This is a genomic window from Bradyrhizobium genomosp. I (2014) (assembly GCF_000261685.1).
Taxonomy (GTDB): Bacteria; Pseudomonadota; Alphaproteobacteria; order Rhizobiales; family Xanthobacteraceae; genus Bradyrhizobium.
Genome location: NZ_AJQE01000007.1, coordinates 1 through 18,607 on the forward strand (window position 1 = coordinate 1; position 18,607 = coordinate 18,607).

An 18,607-nucleotide genomic window follows, 5' to 3' on the forward strand; every position below is an offset into this window, starting at 1 on the left:
GTTCGCGCACCGAAGCGCCCTTGGCGCAATGCGAGCCTCGATTGATCGGCGAATCCCAGCTGGGCTCCTGGCCGATCCATACGCCGTTCAAGACCTCGGCCGTCACCGTACAGCCAACCGAACAATGCGTGCAGATGCTCTTCTTGACGATGGCGCCGGCCGCGAGCGGGCCGGCAGCGGCCGCTTCCGCCTTGCGCACGCTGACGACCGGCATGGCGCCCATCGCGGCGAGAGCGCCGCCGGCCAGACCGGACTTGCGCAGGAATGTGCGGCGATCAAGTCCCCCGCCCTGGCCCGCAAGCGATTCGGCGACGGAACCTCGGCGATCGGAACGCTGGTGTGTTCGCTTGATAAGCACGGCAGCCTCCCTCTCAGGCCGGATAACGATTGACGCGGTAGTATGCCTTCACGTGATCGGATTCCTTGTAGCGCGCCTTGCGCTTCTCATCGTTGCTTTCGCTGTCCGCCTGCGCGGACCCGACCAACGGTGTCGCAAGCGTCGCGCCGACACCGGCCGTGCCCAAGCCGACCTTGCGAAGGAAATCGCGGCGTCCGACCTTTGCTTTCGTCTCGTCACTCATCGCATCTCTCCCGGACCGAGGCGCCTCGGTCAGTTGGCGAACGTGAATGCTTCCGTCTCTATCTCGATGAAGGCGCGACCGAGCGCACCGACCGCCGGATAGAACCGAGCGTTGCCCGCGCTCTCGATGTCGGCGAACAGCCGCCCCATCCAGGGCGACACGTGCTTTTCGAAGAAGCCGCGCTGCGCCGCCGGCGAGGCATCGAAGCGGCCATCGGCAAGGCCCGACATGATCTCGCACAGGATGGCGGCGTGATCCTCGGGTTCGGAATTGTTGGCGACCCGTTCGATGCCGAGCGTCGTCAGGTCCGCGCGCAGGCGCGACAAGGGCCGTTCGTTGAGAAAGCCCGTGAGATAGTAGGAGGCGTAAGGCAGCAATTCGCCGCGGCCGAGCCCGACGAACAGATCGAAATACTCGCGCTCGACTTTCGCCGCGACAGCGTTCGCGGCGGCGTCGGCCAGCGCCGCATGCGCGCGGCCGAGCCGCGTCGCATCGCCAGTCAATGCCGCAAGCTGCTCGAGCAATCGTTTCGACGGCGGCGCGGACAGCAACGTTGCCAGCAGCGCATATTCCTGCGCGCGCGCGGCATCGACGGGATCGACGAACTCCGCTGGGACGGCTCGCTCACTGTAGAGATCGGGCCGCAGATCGCTGCGGGAGACGCCGGTCGCGGTTTCGACTGCAACCACCCGTTGTGCGGGCACGCGGGTCCAGTTCGAGACGGAGGGCTGGCTGATGCCTATTTTGCGCGCAAGCTGAGCAATGCCGCCTGCGGCATCGATCGCACGATCAAGCCCGTCATCACGCACGTGGACCTCCCATCCGAGTCCCGTCTGCTTGATTATCGCTTTTGTTACAAAGCAGTAGACAGCGTAATCCCGGTTCCACGAACCGTCAATCGCTGCCATAGCCTGTGCCTATAGCCTTTGGTCGGTGCCGCTCAGCGCGGCAGCGCACCGCCGTGCGTACGGGGCCCGACGGGCTCGGCAGATTCCGCAGATCTGTCAGCTGCCCTCGGCTGCACTGCAGCAGGGATTGCCTGGCGTTCCGCCTCGTCCGACGGCTCAACGACATCGGAAACCACGGTCGCATCGGCTTGCTGCGATTCCGCCGAGGAATCCGCTATTTCGATCGACGCCTCGGGGAGAGACTGCGCCACCTCGCGCACGCCACCGACAATGCGATCGACCAGCGCGGCGAGTTCCTCCGACGAGCAATCCAGTGGTCCAAAACCCGGCATCGCAGTCGGGTCGTTGAAGTCCCATGCATTCTCCGCAAGCCCGACGAAATCGCGAATGGCGGGATCGGTCGCCCAGGCGCGGCGAAGCGCCGCACGGCTCAACTCCCGGGGAATATTCTTGCTGAGGAAGGCCGTGATGTCGGTCGCAGCATTGATCTCGTCGATCGACGGCAGACTCGAGAGATCGAACTCAGTCTCGTCGTCCCCGGCCTCGGACGCCGGCGCGTGCTGCGCCGCGGCAGGCTTGGTCGGCTCCGCTCGCGCTTCACGCTTGCGGCGGGACCAACGTGCAAGGAATTCCTCCTCACTCATTCCTGTCCGCCTTCATGTTCGCGCCGTGCCAGCGCCTCCGGGTCGGCACGGCGCCGCTTGCGCTTGACGAATTCCCGCTCGACATGGTGCTCGGCGACGAAGCTTTCAATCGCTTCGCGCAGCACCTCCGGCATCGGCACCGCCTCGACGAGATTGTCGGCGGCTTCGGTAAAGCCTTCGCCCTCGGCGGGGTCGGCGGTCACCGCGGTGACGGCATAGGGCCAGGCGCCGTCCGAGGGCGACAGCACAGTCCAGATGCTCGGACTGCCGGAGGCGAGATTGTCGCGATAGCGCGCCGTCTCGGACGGATAGAGATCGACGGTCGCGCTTCCGGCATAGAACAGGGTCGTGCCGTCCTGCTCGCGAAGAACGGTCCAGGGCTGTATCACCGGCTCGTCCGGCAGGACGGCAATTCCGCGCCAGATGAAATCGACCCACGGCGAGTCAGCCTTGCGCCGCTCGACCACGACGCCGACGGCGATCGAGAGGGAGGGCAACGCCGCAGGGCTCATGTCGCCATCTCCAGGCGTTTCACCGGCAGGCCGGTCAGCAGATTTTGCGGCTTCATCCGGAGCTTCTGATCCGCCGTCATCGACAGGATCAGGTGAACCGGTTCAGCCCCGACATCGTCAAGGGCCCAGCTTGAATCCGCGAATGTCAGCTGGAACAGCGCGAGCACGCGGTCGGCGTCGCGCTCGCCAAGTTCTTCACCGTGCCACAGAAGGTCGCCGAGCCTCGTGGCGCCGGCATCGAGCCCGACATACCACGTGAGCCTTGCCTCATGCAGCGCGCGCAGCGGCTCGATCATGATGTCGATGCCGAGCAGATGGGAGACCCAGCGCGTCATCGCCTGCGCCAGGGCAGCCGGCCCGCGGCCGCCGGCCGTGAGGTCGAGGGCCATGTCAAACTGGTCGCTGCGCTGCCAATAGGCCTCGGCATTCTCCTCGCTCAACACCTCCACCACCGCATCGGTGGTGGCGCCCAGCATCGACATCAGAGAGAGCACCGGGGTCGGGCTCCGGCCACCGACGATCTCCTCGTCGCCGAGCAGCAGGGCCTGCTCATGCGGCAGGATGCGCTGGGTCCGGAAGAACAATTCGGCCGCGCGCAGCACGAATGGATCGTCGCAGCCATCGAGCGCGTTCCGCAGGATGACGTGCACGAGCTGATTGATGAACAGCGGCGGCAAATCGCTCGCGCCTGAACGCACCGATGCAAGATAGGCGGCTTCGAGCGTCGGATGCCGCAACAGAAGATCGCGAAACGTCAGCACGAGCTGCCAATTCTCCCGGGCATCGGCATCGACGATCCCGGCGATTTCGCCGGCACCGACCGCTTGGCGCGGGTCGGCAAGCAAGTCGCGGTGCAGCCGGCGCTCGATCGGGCACGCGTCGTTCGGCGGCATCAGCTCGGGACGGGCGAAATAGGCCTTGAGGAATTCGTCTGTGACACGGAGCCCACCGCCCTTGTCGCGATCGAGCAGATGATGACCACAGGCGATCCAGAAATCGTTCATCTGACGGTCGGCCCCCGGCCCAGATCCGCAAGCCTGAGATCGCCGTCAGGCTGGACGTCGTCCTCCATTTCCATGAACGAGAACGCCTTGCCGTGCCCCTGCCCTTGCCGGAGTTGCAGCCGGCGGAAGGACTCGCGGACCTCGCCGCCGCTCGAGGTGCGGTGCACCGCAATAAGCGAGCTGACGGGGTGGCTGCAGAGCGACCGCGCAAAGGCCACCTCCTCTTCCGCGGCGATCTTCGCTGCCGCCATGCCCGGCGCACCGAAGCGATCGACGAGTTGCCTGGCAAGGAGATCGACCAGGCTGCGGCAGTCGTCCTCGGTCGCCGGAACGATCTGCGCCAGCGTCGACCAACCCCAGGATTGCACCCCGAGGAAACCGCCGCGAAACGCCGCGCGCGCCTGGCCCTCGAGCTTCGCGCCATCGCAATCCCAGAAGCGGAAAGCGCCGGAGACGGCCCATTCGCCTGGCTCCGCCGCCAAATCGAACACGAAGGTGTCGGAGGGATCGAGTGCGATGGTCCGCAGCAGCTTCACAGGCGCGGTCCTCCGTGGGCCGGATCGAGCCAGGACGGCGTCGCGAGCGCCTGGACGAGATCGCCCCGTTCGATCGTATCCGTCCCGATGCGGCGCGTCAGGACATCGCCGCAATCGTCGATGCGCTGAACCGTCTGCCTCTCACGCGGCATCCGCGTAAGATAGTCACGCGCGACGCCGTCAAAGCCGTCGACCCGCCAGCCATCCAGCGTCAGCATCAGGTGCCGGGCAAAACTTTCCGTGATCTGCGCTGCGCCAGCCTCGCCGAAGCCTTCCTGATCGAGCGCCGAGGCCAGCGGGTGAACGCCTGGATCGTCATCGTTCATGGCAACCGTCCGGATCATGGCCCCGAATACCAGCCAGGGCGGCGGCTCATCCTCATCAGCGGCAAAAGGCCACCCCATCCGTCCGCCGCCGACCAGCCCCCCGTCGATCCTGACCGCATCCGGCCAGCCGATCGTGATCGGCTTGCTCGGAGGCGCATAGGCGCGAAGCGCATCGGAGCGCGACCATGCCTGCGTAGAACGCGCGCCGCGCGCTGCGCAGCGGCTCTGTCGGCTCGAGCACCACGGCGAACTCGGCAAGGTCAAAGCGGCCGACATGGACAAGCGTTCCGGCGCCGCTTTCCGGTGCAATGCGGCATGCATGGGCAAAAGCGTCGCCACTCTCGCGCAACCGCACCAATGTGAACGGCGGCGGCAGCTGAATCGGTTCCGCCAGGGAAACTTGGCTCACTGGGGTCGACGGCAGGTCGTCCTCCGCTTTCCTTTTCTTCCCGATGGATAATGTCTATACGAGGCGAAGGGCCGGCGCGAGTCCGTCGTCGGCGTCCGAATGGCGGAGACGTTAACCTGGAGCAGCCAGCGAAGACCGTCCTGATCTGCTCGTGCGAAGACACGATGCGTCTCGACACGGCCGTGATCCAGCGTGGATGTCCCAGCTGCGAGATCAAAAGCTTTCGCCATCTCTGCGGTCCGGAGCTCGATCATTTCCGCAAGGCCGCCGCAGCGGGAGGCGCGCTAACGGTCGCCTGCACGCAGCAGTCAGCGCAGTTTTCGGACGAGGCCGGCGAACGGCCTGACGCGATCAGCTTCGTCAACATCCGCGAAACGGCCGGCTGGTCGCGCGACGGCGCGCACGCTGGCGCAAAAATGGCTGCCCTGCTCGCATCCGCCTCCATCCCCGCCCCGGACTATCCGCTCGTCACCCTGTCGAGCGAGGGCGTGATCCTGATCTACGGGCGCGACGAGGCCGCGATCGAGGCCGGCCGCCTGCTTGCCGATCACCTCGACGTCACGGTGATGCTGAAACAGCTCGATGACACGGTGTCGCCAGCTGCAACGGTCTTCCCGGTCGTGAAGGGTACGATCCGCTCCGCAAAGGGACATTTCGGTGCGTTCGAGCTTGCGATCGACGACTATGCGCGTCCCCGCCCCTCTTCGCGCGATCGCTTCGTGCTGGACCCGCCGCGAAGCGGAGTGACGTCGCGCTGCGACATCGTGCTCGATCTTTCCGGCGATATGCCGCTGTTTCCCGCCCACGACCTGCGCGACGGCTACCTTCGCGCCGACACGAAAGATCCCGCTGCGGTGCTGCGCGCCGTGCTGACCGCGCGCGATCTCGTCGGCAGCTTCGACAAGCCGAAATATGTCGAACTTGCGCCCGCTCTTTGCGCCCATTCGCGATCGAAGCGCACGGGCTGCCATCGCTGCCTCGATCTCTGCCCGAGCGGGGCGATCACGCCTGACGGCGATCATGTCGCAATCGATCCGAACATCTGCGCGGGCTGCGGCCAATGCGCGGCTGCCTGCCCGACCGGCGCCGTATCCTACGCGCTGCCGCCCGCCGATGCGCAGCTCCGGAGAATTCGCGCCATGCTGCTCGCCTACCGCGAGGCCGGCGGCGTGAATGCCGTGCTGCTCTTTCATGACAGCCCGCACGGCACGCCTCTGATCGAGGCCCTCGCGCGGCACGGCGACGGCCTGCCGGCGAACGTGCTTCCCTTCGCTGTCAACGAGCTCACGCAGGTGGGGCTGGAAGCGATCGTCGGCGCCTTCGCCTACGGCGTATCCGCTGTGCGCTTCCTGCTCCGCGCCAGGCCGCGCCACGATGTGACCGGACTGTCGCAGACGATCGCAATGGCCGAAGCGATCCTCGGCGGCCTCGGATTTGCAGGCCGTCGCCTCGCCACCATCGAAACGGACGATCCCGATGCGCTCGGCGGGCATTTGACTGACATCGGGACGCTCGCGGCGGTCGCGACGCCCGCAACCTTCAAGACCGTCGGCAAGCGGCGCGACCTCTTGCGGTTCACCCTGAGCGAGTTGCATCGTCTGGCGCCGCAACCGGTCGACGTGATCGCCCTGCCCGAGGGTGCGCCGGTCGGCGCAATCACCGTCGACACCAACGGCTGCACACTGTGCCTGTCCTGCGTCTCGGCCTGCCCGACCGGCGCGCTGCGCGACGATCCCGAGCGGCCGGTGCTGAAATTCATCGAGGATGCCTGCATGCAATGCGGCCTGTGCCAGAGCACCTGTCCGGAAAAGGTCATCAGCCTCAAGCCGCAGATCGATTTCCGCGCGGCGCGTGCTCCCGCCGCGATCGTCAAGGAGGAGGCGCCCGCACTCTGCGTCCGCTGCGGCACGCCGTTCGGCGTCAAGAGCACGATCGACCGCATCGCAGCCAAGCTCGAAGGCCGGCACTGGATGTATCCGGCCGGCGACAAGCGGATCGAGGCCCTCAGGATGTGCGCCGACTGCCGCGTCGTCGTCATGAGCGAACAGCAATTCGATCCGTTCAAGGGCGTTCCGGAACGGACGCCGCCGCGGACGACGGATGACTATCTGCGGCCGCGCGACGGCAAGGACTAGCGCGACGTCGCGCGGCGAAGGAATTCGGTGAGCGCGCGGCGGTCCTCGGCCGAGCCGATGCGCTGCTCCGGCATCTTGGTGCCGGGGGTGTAGGCATTCGGCCCAATTTCGAACAATCTTGCGACCGTCTCGGGCGTCCAGACGATGTCCATCGTCTTCAGCGCGTCGGAGAAGCGATAGCCCGGCAGCGAAGCGATCTTGCGGCCGTATAGTCCCGCAAGTGTCGGACCCGCACGCTGCACCTCCTTGTCCGACAGCGTATGACAGGCAACGCACGCCCGAAATACATCGGCGCCATGATCGCCGGCATAGGCGGCGAGCGGATCGGCCGGTGTGCCGACCAGACCTGAGCCGACGGGATCGCCGGTACGCGCATTCCAGCGCCTGATCCTGCCGTCCGCACCACCCGTCATCAGTGTCTCGCGATCTGGAAGGAAGGCGATCGACCACACCGGCACCCCGGGCCCAACCAGCGTGCGCAGCAGGTTGCGCGACCTGCGATCGATGATCGCCACTGTTCCGCCGATGCCGGCCGCAGCGATCAGCGCGCCGTCCGCCGAGATCGTCAAGGCTACCACCGGTGTCGGACTGGCGGCGACCTCGCCGCTGACCTTGCCGTCCGCGGCCAGCATGCGCAGCTTGCCATCGACCGCGCCTGTGACGATTTCACCATCCGGCGCCACGGCCACGGCGTTCAGCGGCGCCGGCAATGTCACGATTTCAGCCTGGCCATCCGACAAGCGCCAGATGCGCAGCGCAAGATCGTAGCCGACGCTGACAAGTCTGCCGTCCGGCACGAAGGCGACGCCGTTGACGTTCTGCGTATGACCCTCGAGCACGCGCGACGTGCCGTCCGACAGCGACCAGAGCCGTACCGTCCTGTCCCATGAAGCCGATGCGAGCAGCGTCCCATCAGGCGACACGGCAAGCGCCACGATCGGAGCGACATGTCCCTCCAGCACCCGGTCCGGCTCCAGCCGGCCCGCCGTCCACACTGCAATTCGTGCGTCGGCGCCGGCCGTGATCATGCGACCGTCCTTCAGAAAGGCGACGGAATTGACGCCATCAGCATGATACCGGAGCACTTGCTCTGCGGTGTCCGTCTTGAGCGACCAGCGGATGACCGTCGTGTCGAAGCTGCCGGAGAGAAGCTCGCTCCCGTCCGGGGAAACGGCAAGAGCCCGTATCGGGCCACCATGCCCGACCATGTCGGCGTGCGCGGATGATGCGGCAAAGATGGCCCACAGCACTGCGGCCACCTTCGTGCACAAGGTGATCTGTTCATTCCTGGCCGGCCCTGCTGGCATTCACGTTCCCAAGATTGCCAGAAGAGGCAATCGAAATGAATATCCGGGACCGGCCTACTTGTCCGGTGCCGTCGTGGTTTTGGACGATCCTTCGGGCGCGGCCTGCATTCCAGGCGGACTCTGGCCTTGGGGACTTTCGGCCGGCGCGCCACCCGAACCCGTATTGATCGGACCCGTCCAGCCTTGCGGCTGTGCTTGGCCCTTCTCTTCGGGAGGGGTTTGCGTCGCCGATGAGTTGGTTTGCGCGGGCTGGGCCAAGGCGCTCTCAACAAGGCAAAGTGCCGCGAAGCACAAGATCGCTCTTTGTGGTTTCACGCAAGGTCCTCCGATGCTCACTCAACTTGCAAGGGCTCCTTCCGTTCCGAAGCGTGCGCCGCAACAGCCAACCCGCACATCCGCAGCTTGAATGCCGATCGGCCGCACACTAGACTCCGGCTGCTCACGTCAAGGAAGACCGAATGCGGGAGCGAACGGGGCCAATTCTGCGGATGCTTGCGCGGCTGCGCGTTCTTCGTGCCCTCGATGGCCTGCAAGATCCCGCCGCGCGAGAAGCCTCGCCTTTCCTCTTCCTCGTTGCCATCGTGCTTGCGCTGCTGCTCGCAATCCTGGAAGTCGATTTGAACAGCGCCGAGCTTCGGTCCCTTGGCTTGATGGGTGATGCGTTTTCCGCCGATCCCGTGTTCAAGAGCCCATAGGACCGCGGATGGCTGGAGCGATCAACGAGCTTGCTCGCGACAAGCCGTGTCGTATAGATGGCTTGCTGGTCCAATCGAGGGAGGCTGAGGATGAAGGCTTTTTTGCTCGGCTGCGTCGCGGCCCTGGTGATCGCGATTGCGGGGATGGAGATCCTGGATCGAATCCAGGAGCCCGTCGCCCAGGCGTTTGCCACGACCGCGGTGCGTCTCTGAGAACGCTCAGTCGCGCTTGAGTCCGATCGACTTGACGATGGGAGCCATGTGGACGAGTTCGCTCTCGACCAGGCGCTGAAATTTGTCGGGGCCCGAATCGATGTCCGGCTCCAGACCCTGCGAACGATAGCTTTCCTGCAACTGAGGATCAGCCATCGCCGTGCGGGTCGCCGCGGCGATCCGCTCCACGATCGCGTCCGGGGTCGCTCTTGGGGCAAACAAGCCAAACCAGCCGGCATATTTGAGGCCGGGCATGCCGGATTCGATGACCGTCGGAACGTCCGGCGCGCCGCTCAACCGCCGTTCGCTCGTCACGGCGATCAGCCGCAGCTTGCCCGCAAAGTGCAATTGCAGGAGCTGGCTCGAGACCACCGCGATGACCGAGTTGATCTGGCCACTGACGAGGTCGTTGGTAGCGGGCCCCATGCCCCGATAGGGGACGTGGACCAAGTCCGCCGCAAGCCCCGATTGCTGCCTGAACATCTCTCCGACGAGATGATTGCCGGTGCCGACACCCGGAGTGCCATAGGAAAGCCCGCCCGGATTCGCCTTCGCAAAAGCTGCCAGCTCGCGCAGGTCCTTCACCGGCAAGGACGGATGAACCGCGAATGCGAGCGTGCTTGTGATCAGCCGATAGATGGCGCGGAAATCGCGAACCGTGTCGTAGGCAGGCTGCGCCGAGGACAACGGAATCATCACTTGGGTGCTGCCATTGCCGAGCAGCAGCGAATAGCCGTCCGGCGCGCTCTGCGCCACCGCTGCGGACCCGATCGCACCACCGGCGCCGCCGATATTCTCGACATAGACCGGGCCCAGCAGCGACGCGATCTTGTCGGCCCAGGGGCGGCCGATCTGATCACCCGCGGCGCCAGCCGTATAGGGAATGACCAGCCTGATGGGGCGGGAGGGATAATCGTCGGCGTTTGCACCGCCGGGCCAGGCGGCCAGCGCGGTGATGCGCGCCGCAGCGTCAAACAGTTCTCGCCGTGAGAGGAACAACATCTTCTGCGCATTCGGGACCAGGCTCGCAATCATACACGAACAAGCGACCCAGAACACCCACGCGCTACGATCGCTGCCCTGCATCGTACCGGCGGCAACGACCGCGCGGGGCTGTGCGATCGTGCGCTCAATCATGACATGAGTGACAGATTCCGTATCGAGAATGCGTCAGACATTCGTTGATGAATGTGCGCCATGGCTGACGCTCGTCCGCCTTCTCACAAGTGTGATGCATATCCGGTGGGGTCTGTGGACCACGCTGCCTATATCGGTCGAGACAGAAGACAATTCCGGAAACGCCACCAGCCGAGCAGCGATCCTCGCTCCAGCGACTCTCCGCACCGCAAGCAATGGAGAATCGCTATGACTGCATTCAAGATCCTGTTCGCCGCAACGCTGATCTCGACAGCAACGATATCATCGGCCTCTGCGGCCTGGTCCTTCGCCGACCAGGAGCCCGCGGCCTTTGCCTCGATGTATCCCGATCGCGACGTGTTGAACGGCGGCGCGTTGACCCCGGCGGGACGAATGGGGCTCGAACGCCCCGGCGGCGCCGCCGCGTTCGGCCCAGCTCCCATTCATAACCACCACTGGCGTCGATAACGAGGTGCACGCGCGCGCACATGATGCTGCCTGCCGGGCCGCCACGGGAGATTGTGAAGGCAACAGCCTCCAGCACTCAGGCGCTCGGTCGGCATCGTCGCCGACGAGGTTCGTTTCTCCGGCGGTGCCACTTGCGCGAGACACGGCTGCGTTGGCGAGGCCCATGCGTCTCCGGGGGTTAAGAATTTGGTAACGATACGAACATGGTTGAGTGCGTTAATGCAAATCGCACGCTGCCGGTGTCTGACCCGTAACCACCCTGCTATAAGCGCAGCTACGGTTCGATCGACGCTCGCGGATTATCTGGTTTCCTTGATTGCTCATGAACAAGCACAGCACCACGTTCGACATCGTCATCGAGCAGTCGTTCGACTTTCTGTCTCCGGAATATGCAGAGCTGTTTGACCGCTCGGCCGCCACTGCATTCCAGCATCCGATCTGGCTGCATAGCCTCTACACCACGCTCGCGCCGGAAGCGGGTGCAACGCCCCTGGTCGTCGTGGTCCGCTTCCGCGCGACGGGGGCCCTTGCGATGGTGCTGCCCCTGCTCCGGGTCCGGCACGGTCCGATACGAACGGTCGAGTTCGCCGACCTCCGCGTTTCCGATTATCTGGCGCCGGTTTGCAGCCCGGCAGTGTTTTCGCAGCTGCTCGACGACGCGGCTGCATGCGCGCAGATTCGGCATCTTGTCCGTCCTTTCGATCTGCTCCGAATGGCCAAGCTGCCCGATGCCCGCCTTCCGATCGAAAACCTTCTGGCCACGTCCCGCCGCGTATCGATGGACACCAATGCCTACGCCACGGTTCTCGTCGCGCCGTTCGAGCAATGGCGGGCCAGCGCGATGGATCGCTCCTATCAGAAGGAGCTCGCAAAGAAATATCGTCAGCTCCAGAAGAAGGGCGCGCTGAGCTTCTCATGCTGCGGCGACAGCGCCACCGTGCTCGAGGCGCTGGACGTGATGAGGAAGTTTCGTGGCCCGCGCTTTCACGCACAGGGCGACGGCGATCTGCTACAGCGCCCCGAATATTACGGCTTCTATTCCGACGTCGCGCTTCGCGGCCTGGGCGCCTTTGTCCGCCTCTACGCCATGAAGATGGACGGCGAGGTGATTGCCGCCGTGCTCGGACTATGCCATCGGGGCAGCTTCCTCATCATCATGAGCGCCTTCGACATCGCCGGGTACAAGAGCCAGTCTCTCGGCGCGTTGATGTTCGAGCAGGTGGCGCGGGATTGTATCGAGCGCGAAGATCAGATGCTCGATTTCACCATTGGCGACGAGCCATACAAGAAATTGTTCGGCGCGCAGCCTTCGCCGGTGTGGGCGGTCACGCAAGCCGGCAGCATCGCGGGCGCCATCGCCCTCTTCGCGCTGAAGCAGGCTCCCTGGCTCAAGCTGGCGGCCAAGCGGCTGTCGGATCTGAGGCTCCAGCCCGCCCGCAGCCCAACTCCCACGCGCTGACCGGCGGCAGGCGCAGGGGGCGCAGAACCTGAAGCGCGATGACGATTCATCCTCATCGCATCGTGCTTCAGGCGCGCAACGCGCCGCGGACACGCCCGAGCCAGCCCGGGTTCATCTGATCGACGCGGTGTGTCAGAGTGCGCCGCAGGAAGTGCAACCGTCGCCGCACGTCCCAGCCGATATCGTTGCGGGATGTCAGCGCCTGGCGGAAGAGCGCCATCTTCAGCGACCGCTGGTCCGCCGCGATCTTGTCGCGATCGGAATAGAACTGCGAAATCTTGTCCCGGCCCATGCCCGCGGTCACGAGCCACCGCGGCACGTATTCGGTGCAAAGACGATCGACGTCCACCAGCAGGCGGGCAACGCCCGTGCCGGCGGCGGGACAATTGGTCTGGAACGCATCGCCGACGAGCACGACGCCGGGCTGGAGATGTCCCTCGACGACGGTCAGATCCATCACCCAGTTCTGGACCCGGTCGGTCACGTGAAAATCGCCGAGGTAGTCCCGCAATCCCGGCAGCAGGCGCAAGACTGTCGCTTCCGGTTCGCGACGCAACTCGCGCATGATCGGATCGGTCGGATCGCGGAACATGAAGAGATTGGCCCGCATGCCGGCACGGACGGGAAACAGGCTGAGATAGTCGATGCCGTCCGCCGTGCGTTCCCCATAGCAGGTTAGCGCCTCGAAATCGAACGGCGCGCCATCCTTGCGGGCGATCGTGAAGCCGAACGAAACCGAATGGCGCTCGGCCAGCACGCGCCGCCTGATGCCGAGCTTGTAACCCAGGACTCCCGCCATGCCCGTGGCGAGAACAACGAGGCGCGCCGTCACGCGCCGTCCGGAGGCCAGCGCGAGATGCTGGACGTCGTCGCTGCTGCTGATCGCCGTGACCTCGTCGACGATCAGGTTGGATGGATCTGGTATCTGGCTGCGCGCCATGGCGACGAGATCGGCATAGGGAAATCCGTAGGCCTGGCCGACGCTGACATCGACCACCTTGCCTTCGCGGATGTTGAGCACCCGATCGTATCGGCAAGCGACATGGTCGAGCGCGCCGAGGAAGCCCAGCTTGCGGAGCAGCTCCAGTTGATGACCGCCGATCTTTTCGACCCGGAACTCGTCCGGATGGACCGCCCGCTTGTCGACGAGAACAACACGATGACCTGCCCGCGCCAGCACGGCCGCCGCAAGCGATCCCGCAAGGCCGCCGCCGACAATGGCGATGTCCGAGGCGATCGTCGCGGTCTCGCCGCCATCGATTGGCTCGGTCACGGTTCTGTCCGTCGTCATGGCTCCAGCTCCCACGGTTAACGGCGCTTCCGGTGCAATTCTCTCGCCTGATGTCGCATCGCAGGGCCAAGTGCGATCATTTCCGAAGATTGAGGTTAATGACCGGAAGCCCGGGGCTCGCTGCCGCCATCGCGGCACGCGTCTTGCTCGGGATGATCTGCAAATTCCGGTCTCGGCGGCCGATCGCTGCGAGCTATTCCGCGCTCAGACGGCCGATCTCGCCCTCGTCGGCCGTCGGTGCGGCGCCATGCCGTCAGTCCGTCGAGCTGGACCTTGCACTATTTGGGACAATGGAGACGGCGATGTTCCACAGTGAAGCAACCGGCATAACCGCGACATCGTGGCGACCGGCGACATCCTCCAAGTCGTCCATTAACACTCGCGTTTTTTCGACATGTTAGGTTGTCGCCGGTATCGGAACATGTCTCTTCAGGGGAGCGCAGCCCCTTAAACCCCCATGATCGAATCCATCCTCCAATTCATGCGGCGCGACGTCACGCGCGGTGTTGTCGGAACCATCCTCCTCAAGGTTGGCAGCGGCGTGCTCGCGTTTGCATTGTTCTCGCTGGCGGCACGAACGATGTCGCCTGATGGCTTCGGTATCTTTGCGACCTGGCTTTCGGTCGCCCAGATCGCAGCCGTCGTCGGACTGGTCGGCCAGGAATCCCTGCTGGTGCGATTCCTGAACGAGTATCAGGTCGGCGACAGGCCGGACCTTACCAAGGGCGTCCTGCTGTCAAGCTTCAGGATCACCTCGGTCGCAATGCTGATCGTGGTCGCCGGGATCGCCGTCGTGGCGGGCATGAGAGGCGACTGGTGGCTGCTGATCCTCGCGGTGTCGGCCTACACGGCCGTCAATGCCGGAGTGATGCTCGGGAGCCAGATCGCACGCTCGCTGGTCAGCATTCTCATGGGCGAAGGAAATCGCGAGTTCTTCTGGCGGGTCGTCGTGGTCCTGTTCCTGCTCGCCATGCTGCTCGGCCATCGGCAGCTCGATCCCGCCGAGTTGTTCGCGGTGATGACGATGGCCATGTCGGCGGGCCTGGTTGCGCAGATCGTTTCGATCGCGCGGGTGCTGCCGGATTTGCGCGGTACGCCGGCGCGCTCCGAAAAGTCCCGCTGGCGCTCGAGCGCCCTTCACTTCTGGCTCGCATCCATCCTTGAAGTTGCCAACCAGTATTTCGACGTCATTCTGGTCTATTGGATGCTGGATCCGGCAACCGCCGGAATCTACTTTGCCGCCTCGCGCCTCGCCAACATCTTCGCCATGCTGTCCGCAGCGCTGTACACTTTCGGCGCGCGCCGGCTTCCTTCGCTGTACTTCAGCAAGAACCACCAGGAGTTCGAGCGGACCCTGCAATTGATGGCGGAAGTGACCGCGCTTTGCGTTGTCGCCGGTCTTGCCACGATCTGGATTGGCGGCCCCTATCTCCTCAACCTGTTCGGACCTCATTTCACCGCGCAGCACTCGGTGCTGATCGTGCTCGCCATCGGAACGGCCATCCAGGCAGCAGGCGGCCCATCTGCCGCGATCCTGCAGCTGACCGGCCACGAACGAATCTATGTTCCCGTCGTTGCCGCCAACGTCGCGCTGCGGCTCGCGGGATTTCTCGTCCTCATTCCCTGGCTCGGCGTGCTTGGCGCGGCCATTTCGGCCACCGTCTCACTCGCGCTCGCGAGCATTGCCCTGAACGTCATCTGCCGCCGGCGAACCGGGGTGGATCCGTCAGTCCTCGTGCTCCTGCGCTTCTCTGCATCGAGGCGCGCCGACTATGCGGTCCGCGGAGCTGACTCGCGTGACTAGGTGTCATCACGCCGCCGCTCAGGTGATCCGCAGTCACGCGCCGGCAGCGCGCAAGATCAGTTGGTTAACGCGCCCGCTGTGCGCCATCCGGGAACCGGCGGAAATGCTGCGCGAACGACGTCGTAGCCATGGCCACGCATTAACTCCGTTTGTTGCTAGTCGGTGTCCATGCGATGCCCGCATGGTAGGTACGGGGTCAAGAAGGTGAAGATTTCGTTGCGTTAGCGGGTCGGGATCCGTGCTCCACTATCAGCCGAACAGGGAATTGGGCGAGACGAGCGTGACGGCACTCGCGCGACCGAACCGCGGCGGGCCGAAGCCGCACGTGCTTCTCGCGCAAACCCAGGCCGAGAACGCCGGTGCGCAGGAGATCTCCCGGCTTCTCGGCGCAGGGCTGACCGCTCGCGGCTACCGGGTCACCAATCTGTTCTTCTTCCGCAAATCGGTCTCGTTCGATGAGCCGCCCGATACGCTCTATTGCGCGCCGAGCCGGCCAGGCAATCCGGTGGCGCTGCTGCGGATGCTGTGGACACTCAGCCGCCATATCAGGACCACCAGGCCCGACGCCGTCCTGACATTCCAGCATTTCGGCAACGTCATCGGTGGTGGCGTGACTCGCCTCGTCAGCCGTGCACCGGTTGTCGCAAATCAGGTTTCATCCGCGCTGTCGATGAGCTGGCCGGTCCGCACCGCCGACATCGTCATGGGCAGTCTCGGCTTCTTTGACTGCATCACGCTCAATTCGCAGGACATGCAGCGTGAATATTCGCGCTACCCCGCGGCCTACCGGTCGCGCATGGTGCATGTGCCGCACGGATTCGACGACAAGGCCCTCTCCCTGTCGAAGGAGGCCGCACGACACAGGTTCAATCTGCCGCCGGACTGCGTCCTGCTCGGCTGCGCAGCAAGGCTGCATCCGCACAAGCGGCTCGATATGGCGATACGCCTGTTGCCGGATCGACCGTCCTGGCACCTTGCGCTCGCCGGCCAGGGCGCCGACCAGGGCCGGCTGAGGCAGCTCGCGAACGACTTGAACGTCTCCGACAGATTGCATTTGCTCGGAGAAATCCCCCCCAGCCGGATGGCGGACTTTCTCGCCTGTCTGGACGTGTTCGTATTTCCGACACAGGCTGAAACATTCGGTCTAGCCGCTGTCGAGGCCGCAAACGCCGGTGTTCCCTCCGTCGTGACTGATCTTCCCGTCCTGCGCGAAGTGTTGTCGTACGAAGGGAGACCGACTGCACTCTTCGTCGATGCCTCCGATCATGCAAAACTCTCCGCAGCCGTCTCCAGGCTCCTGACGGACAAGAATTTGAGCGACGAACTGCGACAAAATGCCAAAGGCCTGAGATTGCGCTATTCGGTAGATGCCATGGTGGAGGAATACGTTCGAATTCTCGACCGCGTCATTTGATCCGAGATGTTGAAATAGATTGGCTCGACATGATCATCGAGTTTCGCTGTGAACGCGAATACGCGCGGCAGTGGATGGGCCGCGAGACGCTGTCGATCGACGGCCGTGACGTTCCGGTTCGAATTGCATGGACGGCAACGACGGAGTCACGGCCCGCAGGTCTCGATGCCCTGTTCGAGCTCGAACGCGTGGTGTTGCATCGGGGCAAACACAGCGGCGCAGACAGGCTGAATCCCGCTCCGGAACGGACGCGGGCTTGCGGCGGCACGGCCGACGTGATCGTCGATTTTACGGGCGCCGCGCGGGATCCGAACTGCTCTGCCCTTCTGTATCTGCGTCCGCTGTTCAACGGAGTTGCGGGCGAAAATGCCGCGCTCGCCGCCGTTCTCGCCGGCGACCTGCCCGTGATCGACATCGCCAACGAGGTCGACGGCTCGGTCCTCGACCGCGGCCATCCATCCGGAGAGATTGCCGCGGGCCTCAGTGGCGCGCTCGAAACGGTCATGGCGCGAACCCTGACCATGGTGGCGGCGATCCTGTCGGGAAGGCCGCGACTTGTGCCGCAACTGGCGCACCCCGCTGGGAATGGCTTGCGCCGCGGACCCGTTGGCTATGTCGCTCGCGGCCTTGCCGTATCGATCGCCAAGGAGATCTATCGCCTCTGCTGCTATGCCCCGCATTGGCATGTCGGATGGCGCTTCAATGACGGCGGGGGCGTCTGGCAGACCGGAGATCTGTCGGGTCCAGGCTGGAACGTTCTGGGAGATCCTGGAAACCACTTCTACGCCGATCCCTTTCCCATCACGTGGCAGGGACGAACATTCGTCTTCTTTGAGGATCTCGATCATCGCGTCGGAAAAGGCATCATTTCGGCGGTCGAGTTCGGTGACGCGGGACCGGTCGGCGAGGTGATACCGGTGCTGGAGGAGCCCTGGCACCTCTCCTATCCGTTTCTGATCGAAGACGATGGCGAGCTGTGGATGATCCCGGAGAGTTCGACGCGCGGGGACGTCGCCATCTACAAATGCGTCCGGTTTCCGGACAAATGGGAGCGATATGCGACGCTCCTTTCCGGCCTCGAGCTGGCCGACGCCACGATCACGCGGCACAACGGCCTGCATTATCTGTTTGGCGCCTGGCGCGACGGAACGGGCGGCTATTCGGACGCGCTGACGATCTACTACGCCGACCGCCTCCTGGGGCCCTGGTTGCCCCACGCCAGCAATCCGGTCCTGATCGACCGCGCCAGCACGCGGCCGGCGGGGAACTTCGTCACCCTCAATGACAAGCTGTGGCGACCGGTCCAGGACTGTGCCGACGGGTACGGCGCGGCGCTCGCCCTGGCGGAAGTGGTCGAACTGTCGCCGACGGCGTTCAAGCAGATCGTCCGCCACTCCCTGAAGCCCGGACCGACATGGCCCGGCAGGAAGTTGCACACCTTGAACCGCTGCGGCCGGCTCGAAGTGATCGACGGATCGCGTGTTCAGCCCAGGATGCGCGCTTTCGCGAGTTACTTTCCGTCGACGGTCGTGTCTGCGCGAACCAGCCCGAGTTCGGCTGTTTGATCTGCGTTTCGCTCGCCGATCCGCCTACGGCGACCCGAATTCTCGGGTTGCCCGCTCACTTCGCCGCGTCGATCCAGATCCCCGGCTCGGAATGCTCGCGGATATAGCTGACCAGGAAGTCCGAAAACACCCTGATCTTGGCGGGCAGCCTGACGCGGTTCTGATAAGCGATGTTCATGGTGAGCAGCGGCAGCTGCCA

At 64.6% G+C, this 18,607-nt stretch carries 17 protein-coding genes and 3 pseudogenes; 8 read left to right on the plus strand and 12 right to left on the minus strand.

Going from position 1 to position 18,607, the window contains the following annotated elements; all coding sequences use genetic code 11:
• The 8 genes and pseudogenes from IC50_RS00545 to IC50_RS00580 all read right to left on the minus strand — a co-directional run.
• Window positions 1–358 (minus strand): annotated as a pseudogene (locus IC50_RS00545) (formate dehydrogenase); the annotation flags it as partial.
• Between the two features lie 13 nt (window positions 359–371).
• The gene (locus IC50_RS00550) at window positions 372–581 is read right to left on the minus strand and encodes a twin-arginine translocation signal domain-containing protein (RefSeq protein WP_035699266.1); all 210 of its coding nucleotides are present in this window, start codon (window positions 579–581) and stop codon (window positions 372–374) included.
• Between the two features lie 29 nt (window positions 582–610).
• Window positions 611–1,390, minus strand: coding sequence for a molecular chaperone TorD family protein (locus tag IC50_RS00555; RefSeq protein ID WP_035699268.1), 780 nt, complete (start codon window positions 1,388–1,390; stop codon window positions 611–613).
• Between the two features lie 131 nt (window positions 1,391–1,521).
• A complete protein-coding gene (locus IC50_RS00560) occupies window positions 1,522–2,133 on the minus strand; it encodes a DUF3306 domain-containing protein (RefSeq protein WP_035699270.1) in 612 nt (203 codons plus the stop codon).
• Entirely contained in the window at window positions 2,130–2,645 is a 516-nt protein-coding gene (locus tag IC50_RS00565; protein WP_035699272.1) for a DUF3305 domain-containing protein, read from the minus strand. The genes IC50_RS00560 and IC50_RS00565 overlap by 4 nt, the downstream gene beginning before the upstream one ends.
• Window positions 2,642–3,649 carry a DUF6352 family protein gene (locus IC50_RS00570; protein WP_035699274.1) on the minus strand — a complete coding sequence of 336 codons (1,008 nt, stop codon included), beginning with the start codon at window positions 3,647–3,649 and terminating at the stop codon, window positions 2,642–2,644. The genes IC50_RS00565 and IC50_RS00570 overlap by 4 nt, the downstream gene beginning before the upstream one ends.
• Entirely contained in the window at window positions 3,646–4,185 is a 540-nt protein-coding gene (locus IC50_RS00575; protein ID WP_035699275.1) for a DUF6505 family protein, read from the minus strand. Before IC50_RS00575 ends, IC50_RS00570 begins: the two co-directional genes overlap by 4 nt.
• Window positions 4,182–4,920, minus strand: a pseudogene (locus IC50_RS00580) (biotin/lipoate--protein ligase family protein). The gene IC50_RS00575 and the pseudogene IC50_RS00580 overlap by 4 nt, the downstream one beginning before the upstream one ends.
• A 164-nt stretch (window positions 4,921–5,084) precedes the next feature.
• On the opposite strand from IC50_RS00580, the gene IC50_RS00585 reads away from it, so the two are divergent.
• On the plus strand, window positions 5,085–7,055 hold the full coding sequence (locus IC50_RS00585) for a 4Fe-4S binding protein (RefSeq protein ID WP_035699277.1): 1,971 nt from the start codon (window positions 5,085–5,087) through the stop codon (window positions 7,053–7,055).
• On the opposite strand, the gene IC50_RS00590 is transcribed toward IC50_RS00585, so the two are convergent.
• Window positions 7,052–8,263, minus strand: coding sequence for a c-type cytochrome (locus tag IC50_RS00590; protein WP_035699293.1), 1,212 nt, complete (start codon window positions 8,261–8,263; stop codon window positions 7,052–7,054). The genes IC50_RS00585 and IC50_RS00590 overlap by 4 nt on opposite strands.
• 587 nt (window positions 8,264–8,850) lie before the next feature.
• On the opposite strand from IC50_RS00590, the gene IC50_RS00595 reads away from it, so the two are divergent.
• Complete coding sequence (locus IC50_RS00595; RefSeq protein WP_081492317.1) at window positions 8,851–9,057, plus strand: hypothetical protein; 207 nt, start codon at window positions 8,851–8,853, stop codon at window positions 9,055–9,057.
• Between the two features lie 90 nt (window positions 9,058–9,147).
• Entirely contained in the window at window positions 9,148–9,270 is a 123-nt protein-coding gene (locus tag IC50_RS43655; RefSeq protein ID WP_271525477.1) for a hypothetical protein, read from the plus strand.
• A 6-nt stretch (window positions 9,271–9,276) separates the two neighbouring features.
• Here IC50_RS43655 and IC50_RS00600 read toward each other — a convergent pair whose 3' ends face one another.
• Window positions 9,277–10,272, minus strand: coding sequence for a Bug family tripartite tricarboxylate transporter substrate binding protein (locus IC50_RS00600; RefSeq protein WP_035699295.1), 996 nt, complete (start codon window positions 10,270–10,272; stop codon window positions 9,277–9,279).
• 363 nt (window positions 10,273–10,635) lie between these two features.
• On the opposite strand from IC50_RS00600, the gene IC50_RS00605 reads away from it, so the two are divergent.
• Together IC50_RS00605 and IC50_RS00610 are read left to right on the plus strand one after the other, a co-directional pair.
• Entirely contained in the window at window positions 10,636–10,875 is a 240-nt protein-coding gene (locus IC50_RS00605; RefSeq protein WP_035699280.1) for a hypothetical protein, read from the plus strand.
• Window positions 10,876–11,197: 322 nt separating this feature from the next.
• On the plus strand, window positions 11,198–12,334 hold the full coding sequence (locus IC50_RS00610) for a GNAT family N-acetyltransferase (RefSeq protein WP_035699283.1): 1,137 nt from the start codon (window positions 11,198–11,200) through the stop codon (window positions 12,332–12,334).
• 67 nt (window positions 12,335–12,401) lie between these two features.
• Here the strand turns inward: IC50_RS00610 and IC50_RS00615 are convergent, their stop codons facing one another.
• A complete protein-coding gene (locus IC50_RS00615) occupies window positions 12,402–13,625 on the minus strand; it encodes an FAD-dependent oxidoreductase (protein ID WP_035699284.1) in 1,224 nt (407 codons plus the stop codon).
• 457 nt (window positions 13,626–14,082) lie between these two features.
• Here IC50_RS00615 and IC50_RS00620 point away from each other — a divergent pair, with 457 nt between their 5' ends.
• From IC50_RS00620 to IC50_RS00630, 3 genes are all read left to right on the plus strand, one after another.
• Entirely contained in the window at window positions 14,083–15,429 is a 1,347-nt protein-coding gene (locus IC50_RS00620; RefSeq protein WP_035699286.1) for a lipopolysaccharide biosynthesis protein, read from the plus strand.
• A 238-nt stretch (window positions 15,430–15,667) separates the two neighbouring features.
• Window positions 15,668–16,843 (plus strand): glycosyltransferase family 4 protein, encoded by a 1,176-nt coding sequence (locus tag IC50_RS00625; RefSeq protein ID WP_035699289.1) that lies wholly within the window; start codon window positions 15,668–15,670, stop codon window positions 16,841–16,843.
• Between the two features lie 29 nt (window positions 16,844–16,872).
• A complete protein-coding gene (locus tag IC50_RS00630; RefSeq protein ID WP_035699291.1) occupies window positions 16,873–18,408 on the plus strand; it encodes a glucosamine inositolphosphorylceramide transferase family protein in 1,536 nt (511 codons plus the stop codon).
• A 55-nt stretch (window positions 18,409–18,463) separates the two neighbouring features.
• Here the strand turns inward: IC50_RS00630 and IC50_RS43860 are convergent.
• A pseudogene (locus IC50_RS43860) lies at window positions 18,464–18,607 on the minus strand (LysR family transcriptional regulator); the annotation flags it as partial.

What these genes read in the sequence shown, in the direction of transcription:
- IC50_RS00550 (WP_035699266.1), bottom strand. Translation starts at nt 581, where the DNA reads ATGAGTGACGAGACGAAAGCAAAGGTCGGACGCCGCGATTTCCTTCGC.
- IC50_RS00560 (WP_035699270.1), bottom strand. Translation starts at nt 2,133, where the DNA reads ATGAGTGAGGAGGAATTCCTTGCACGTTGGTCCCGCCGCAAGCGTGAA.
- IC50_RS00565 (WP_035699272.1), bottom strand. Translation starts at nt 2,645, where the DNA reads ATGAGCCCTGCGGCGTTGCCCTCCCTCTCGATCGCCGTCGGCGTCGTG.
- IC50_RS00570 (WP_035699274.1), bottom strand. Translation starts at nt 3,649, where the DNA reads ATGAACGATTTCTGGATCGCCTGTGGTCATCATCTGCTCGATCGCGAC.
- IC50_RS00585 (WP_035699277.1), top strand. Translation starts at nt 5,085, where the DNA reads ATGCGTCTCGACACGGCCGTGATCCAGCGTGGATGTCCCAGCTGCGAG.
- IC50_RS00590 (WP_035699293.1), bottom strand. Translation starts at nt 8,263, where the DNA reads ATGGTCGGGCATGGTGGCCCGATACGGGCTCTTGCCGTTTCCCCGGAC.
- IC50_RS00595 (WP_081492317.1), top strand. Translation starts at nt 8,851, where the DNA reads ATGCTTGCGCGGCTGCGCGTTCTTCGTGCCCTCGATGGCCTGCAAGAT.
- IC50_RS43655 (WP_271525477.1), top strand. Translation starts at nt 9,148, where the DNA reads ATGAAGGCTTTTTTGCTCGGCTGCGTCGCGGCCCTGGTGATCGCGATT.
- IC50_RS00600 (WP_035699295.1), bottom strand. Translation starts at nt 10,272, where the DNA reads ATGTTGTTCCTCTCACGGCGAGAACTGTTTGACGCTGCGGCGCGCATC.
- IC50_RS00605 (WP_035699280.1), top strand. Translation starts at nt 10,636, where the DNA reads ATGACTGCATTCAAGATCCTGTTCGCCGCAACGCTGATCTCGACAGCA.
- IC50_RS00610 (WP_035699283.1), top strand. Translation starts at nt 11,198, where the DNA reads ATGAACAAGCACAGCACCACGTTCGACATCGTCATCGAGCAGTCGTTC.
- IC50_RS00615 (WP_035699284.1), bottom strand. Translation starts at nt 13,625, where the DNA reads ATGACGACGGACAGAACCGTGACCGAGCCAATCGATGGCGGCGAGACC.
- IC50_RS00620 (WP_035699286.1), top strand. Translation starts at nt 14,083, where the DNA reads ATGATCGAATCCATCCTCCAATTCATGCGGCGCGACGTCACGCGCGGT.
- IC50_RS00630 (WP_035699291.1), top strand. Translation starts at nt 16,873, where the DNA reads ATGATCATCGAGTTTCGCTGTGAACGCGAATACGCGCGGCAGTGGATG.